We start from the raw sequence: 4,370 nt of genomic DNA on the forward strand, positions 1-4,370 counted from the left end.
CCCGTGCCGCCCCCGCCGTCGGCCCTGCCCGCGCCGCGCGGCGGACCCTCCCCGGAGTACCGGGCGGCGCTGGCCGGACGGCACCGGGCGGGCATCCGCCAGGGCCTGCTGGGCCGCTGGGAGGAGGCCCTCCGGGTGCACGCCGCGGTGGCCGCGGAGCGCGAGCGCGTGCTCGGCGCCGACCACCCCGACACCCTGGCCAGCCACTACGAGGCGGCCTACGCGCTCGGCCGGCTCGGCCGCTGGGACCAGGCCCTGCCCGTCCACCGGCGGGTCGCCGAGGCGCGTGCCCGGGTCCTCGGCCCCCGCCACGGCGACACCCTGGTCTCCCGCTACGAGACGGCGGTCGGCCTGAGCCGGCTGGGCCGCCCGGCCGAGGCCCTGGAGATCTACCGGGACCTGGTCGCGGCGCGCACCCACGTCCAGGGCCGCAGCCACCCGGAGACGCTGCGTGCCCGGCACGGGCTGGGCGTCACCCTGGGGCGGCTGGGCCGCTGGGAGGAGGCCCTGGCCGAGGCCCGCGCGGTGTGCGCGCTGCGCTCGGGCACCCTCGGCGCGGACGAACCGGACACCCTGGTCAGCCGGCGGGAGATCGCGGTGGCGCTGGGCTGGCTGGGCCGCTGGGACCAGGCGCTGGAGGAGTACCGCCGGGTGCGGCTCAGCCGCGAGCGGGTGCTCGGCCCGGACCATCCGCAGACGCTGGCCAGCCGCAAGGACGAGGCGCACTGCCTGGAACAGCTCGGCCGTTCCGCCGAGGCCGCCGGGCTGCTCCGCGGGATCGCCGCACTTCCGGAGGGGGCCACGGGCGGCGGCTGAACCTCCGGACCTGGGGCGGCCGGAGGCCGGCTGCCGCGTACCATTGGCCGCATGTCGTTTCTCCGCCGCCGCAGCTCCACTCCCGCCGGACCGGACTTCGATGTCCTGGCCATGGATCCCGGTGACTGGCCGGGCATCCTCGGCGCGGGGGTGCTGCCCGGGCCGGACGGCAGCTGTCAGGGCGTGGTGCTGCGGTACGACCTCTTCGGGGGCCGCGGGCCGGCGATGGTGATCGGCAATCTCCCGGAGGGCTCACCGGCCCGCGAGGTGGCCGAGGACGAGGTGCCGTTCGAGGTGACCCAGCTGATGGCGGCGCTGGGCATGGAGGAGGAGGTGCGGGCCACCGGCAGCGAGCAGATCCCGGTCATGCACGACGGCAATCTGCTGATCGTACGGCGCGTTCTGTGCTCCGAAGGACGCATCGCCTGTGTCCAGTTCGACCGCAGCGACGGCGTCCTGGTGACCATCGCCAGCTGGGACCGGCCGATCACCGAGGACCTCTACCGGCTGCTGAAACCGCTGCCCGCGGAGATGTTCCAGCACTGATCCCGCGGGTCGTCCCCGGGCGACCGCCGTTGCCGGGTGACCGCGGGCCCCGGTGGGGAAGCCGGGAAGATACGTTTCTGCGCTGCTTCTCCGCGGCGGCCCCGGCCCGGGTGCGGACCGGGGCCGCCGCGGTCACCGGGTGCCCACCGCCGCCCGCACCGCGCGGCGGGCCATGGCGCAGTCCTCGTGCAGCCGGCGCAGCAGCAGCCGCTGCTGCTCCCCGTAGGCCATGGCCCCGGGCCGCGCCTCGCCGCCCGGTCCCTGCACCTCGGGCGCCCGCATGGCCCGCTGCACCGCCTGCTCGCACAGCCGGATCTCCCGGGTCAGCACCAGCATCAGATTCACCAGGAAGCCGTACTGGCTCTCCGGACCGGCGAGCTGCGCGGCCTGGCTGATCTGCCGCCGGGCGGCCGGGGCGTCCCCGAGCACCGCCCACAGCGTGGCCAGGTCGTAGCCGGGCAGATACCAGCCCGCGGCGTCCCAGCTCACCAGCGCCGGACCGCCCGGCGACAGCAGCACGTTGGCCGGCACCGCGCCGCCGTGGCAGAACTGGCGGGGCAGCTCCCGTCTCCCCCTGGCGCACAGACCGTGCAGCAGCGCCTGAAGGTCGCTCACATCCCGGTCGGTGAGCAGCCCCTGCGCGTGGTAGCGGGCGATCCGGGCCGGATAGCCGATGGCCGGGGCGAAGGTCTCGGCCGGCGGCTCCCACCGGTTGAGCCGGTGCACCGCGCCCAGCACGGCCCGCAGATCCGGTGCGGCCAGCGGGCTCTCCGGGTGCCGCCGGGCCGCCGCCGCCCGGCCCGGCACGAACTCCATGACCAGCGTGCCGGTGCCCGGGTCGGCCGCGATCAGCCGGGGCGTGCGGACCGGCGGACGGTGCCTGACGAAGGTCCGGTACATGGCTATTTCCTGGCGCATGCGCTCGGCCATCGCCGGATTGGGACTCAGCAGGCATTTCGCCGCCGCGGCACGGCGGCCGATCATGCCGACCAGCAGGACCGAGCGCATGCTGTCCCGGAGCACCTGGACCGGGCTGAACTCCGGGCAGATCTCCCGGGCCGCGGACAGGGCGGTGCGCAGCCGGGCCCCCCGGACCCCGGACAGGTCCAGCCGGCCGCCGGCGGGCAGCGGGCCCGGCCGGCGGGCACGGCGCGGGCGCTCGTCGGCACCGGCCACCGGGCCGGGACCGACGCCGGGCGGCGTGAGCAGCGGGCGGGTCCGGGGATACGGGGGAGAGGGAGCTGGATACATGTGCGGGCTTCGGTCCCTTCGTGCGCCGGACGATTCGCAGCGCACCCGGTCCGGGGACGACGTAACACCCTGGGGAAGCGTCCGCCGCGCCCCGGGCCGGGGTGGCGCGGTTCTACCCCAGCGCGCCCCGCGGGTGGCACACCATCTGGCGAGCCCTGGCGAACCCTGGCGAATGGCCCAACCGGCGTTGAGCGGCGGCTAATGTCAACTCAGCCGAGATTCTGGGGGCTTGACGTGAACAGGAAACCCAACGACCGGCTGGCGGATCTCTTCGCCCTGGCCGGATGGTCCAAGGGCGAGCTCGCCCGTCTGGTCAACCGGCAGGCGGCGGCCCTCGGCCATCCCCAGCTCGCCACCGACACCTCGCGGGTGCGGCGCTGGATCGAACTGGGGGAGACCCCCCGCGATCCGGTGCCCGAGGTGCTGGCGACCCTGTTCACAGAGCGACTCGGCCGTGTCGTGACCATCGAGGATCTGGGGTTGCGCCGGCCAGGAGAGGCGGGGAGGCGGAAGGTGGCCACGGTGGCCGCCGACCTTCCCTGGGATTCCCATCGGACAGCCGCGGTCCTCACCGAATTCACGGGAATGGATCTCATGCTCAACCGACGCGGCATGGTGGGTGCGGGCGCCGCGCTCGCCGCAGGATCAGCACTCAGCGACGCCCTCTGGGACTGGCTGCGGACGCCACCCGGCCCGGACGCGGGCGCCACTACGGACATCTCCGGCCTGGACCGTTACGAGGCCGCGCCGGTGGGATCGGAGGAGATCGACGCCCTGGAACGCGCGGTGGAGATCTTCCGCGCCTGGGACGCCCAGCGCGGCGGCGGCCTGCAGCGCAAGGCGGTCGTCGGACAGCTCAACGAGGTGGGCGGCATGCTCGCCTACGACCACCCGCCGGGTCTGCAGCGCCGGCTGTGGGGCGTGGCCGCGAACCTGGCCGTGCTGGCCGGGTGGATGTCGCACGACGTCGGCATGGAGCCCACCGCGCAGAAGTACTTCATCATCGCGGTGCACGCGGCCCGGGAGGGCGGCGACCGGCCGCGCGCGGGCGAGGCGCTGTCCCGGGCCGCGCGGCAGATGGTGCACCTGGGCCGCCCGGGGGAGGCCCTGGACCTGATGCAGCTGGCCAAGACCGGGCTCGGCGAGGAGGCGCTGCCGCGCACCCGGGCCATGCTGTGGACCGTGGAGGCCTGGGCGCAGGCCGCCATGGGCCAGGGCCAGAGCATGCGCCGCACGCTGGGCGAGGCCGAGGAGCTGTTCGTCTCCGACAAGGGGGACGTGCCGCCGCCGAGCTGGATGCAGATGTTCGACGAGGCGGACCTGCACGGCATGCAGGCGCTCGCCTACCGCACCCTGGCCGAGCACGAGCCCTCGGCGGCCCGCAGCGCCCAGCAGCACGCCCGGCACGCGCTGGACCTGCGCGGCCAGGGGCGCACCCGGTCGCAGATCTTCGACCACATCTCGCTGGCCTCCGCCTGCTTCCTGGGCGACGACCCGGAACAGGCCGACAAGTACGCGCGGCTGGCGCTGAACAGCATCGGCAACACCTCCTCGCACCGCACCTGGGACCGGCTGCGGGAGATGTACCGGCTGACCGGGGCCTACGCCGGGTACCGGCAGATCGACACGCTCCGGGAGGAGATCCAGCAGACCCTGCCGGCCGCGCCGCAGGGCACCGGCCGGGCCGATGCCTTCAAGCCGCGCCCGGTCTGAGCCCGCCCGCCGGCCCGGCCGGGCCCCGGTCCGGTCCCGCGCCG

4 protein-coding genes are annotated in these 4,370 nt (G+C 75.3%); 3 read left to right on the forward strand and 1 reads right to left on the reverse strand.

Annotated features, from left to right (window positions below; genetic code table 11):
• A partial coding sequence (locus GQS09_RS27180) for a tetratricopeptide repeat protein (RefSeq protein WP_165990185.1) occupies positions 1–816 on the forward strand: 816 nt, incomplete at its 5' end.
• 51 nt (positions 817–867) lie between these two features.
• Complete coding sequence (locus GQS09_RS27185) at positions 868–1,362, forward strand: hypothetical protein (RefSeq protein WP_165990186.1); 495 nt, start codon at positions 868–870, stop codon at positions 1,360–1,362.
• Positions 1,363–1,494: 132 nt separating this feature from the next.
• On the opposite strand, the gene GQS09_RS27190 is transcribed toward GQS09_RS27185, so the two are convergent.
• On the reverse strand, positions 1,495–2,613 hold the full coding sequence (locus tag GQS09_RS27190; RefSeq protein WP_165990187.1) for an aminoglycoside phosphotransferase family protein: 1,119 nt from the start codon (positions 2,611–2,613) through the stop codon (positions 1,495–1,497).
• A gap of 201 nt (positions 2,614–2,814) precedes the next feature.
• Here GQS09_RS27190 and GQS09_RS27195 point away from each other — a divergent pair, with 201 nt between their 5' ends.
• Positions 2,815–4,326: a hypothetical protein gene (locus GQS09_RS27195; protein ID WP_207958344.1), complete on the forward strand. Its 1,512-nt coding sequence runs from the start codon at positions 2,815–2,817 to the stop codon at positions 4,324–4,326.
• Positions 4,327–4,370: the final 44 nt, after the last annotated feature.

The organism is Streptomyces sp. YIM 98790 (assembly GCF_011421595.1).
GTDB lineage: Bacteria > Actinomycetota > Actinomycetes > Streptomycetales > Streptomycetaceae > Streptomyces.